General features: G+C 70.0%; 1 protein-coding gene. It reads right to left on the bottom strand.

Annotation, left to right across the window (positions count from 1 at the left end; all coding sequences use genetic code 11):
* Positions 1-510: hypothetical protein (locus LPA54_RS34800; protein WP_228984619.1), on the bottom strand; the 510-nt coding region annotated here is incomplete at its 3' end.
* Positions 511-640: the final 130 nt, after the last annotated feature.

Genomic DNA, 640 nt, shown 5'->3' with positions numbered 1-640 from the left:
CAGTATCTCCAGCTCGCGGCTGGTGAGCCCCGGGAATCCGGCGCTGTCGTGCAGGCCCCGCATGGCGGAGAAGTAACGGCTCATGCGGGCGGCGACGCTGGGGCAGAAGGCGGCGCCGCCCTGGGCGACGACCTTCAGGGAGCGGAGCAGCTCGTCGGCCGAACCGAGGCGTGAGAGGTAGCCGTTGACGCCGGCGCGGAGGGCCGAGACGATCATCTCGTCGTCGTCGTTCTGCGCCACCACGATCGTGTGCGGCCGGGACGCCTCGTCGGGGAAGGCGGAGGCGATGTGCCGGACGCGTGCGCGGACGGTTCGTCTGGAGGACGGCTCGCTCAGGATGACGACGTCGGGGTGGAGGGCGGTGCCGGCCAGCGCCGACAGACATCGGAGGTCGTCGGAGTCGTCCGTGGCGCGTCCGACGAGAGCGCACTCCTCATCCTGGTCGACAATCGCTTCCAGCCCGGCGAGGGACACCGGGTTGTCGCTGACCACGAACAGGTTGACGGTCATCTCGTACATCCCCCAGAAATGCGTCGGCGTGGTGCGGACGGCGGCGGATGGTCCCCGGGGGGCACACCCGACGAAGGGCCGGTCCGTGTGCGGCCGACTGCGGGCGTGACGTACTCGGTTGTGGTTGTTC

This window comes from Streptomyces sp. DH12, from assembly GCF_020873895.1.
Classification (GTDB): Bacteria; Actinomycetota; Actinomycetes; order Streptomycetales; family Streptomycetaceae; genus Streptomyces.
This window is presented reverse-complemented; position numbering and strand designations above follow the sequence as displayed.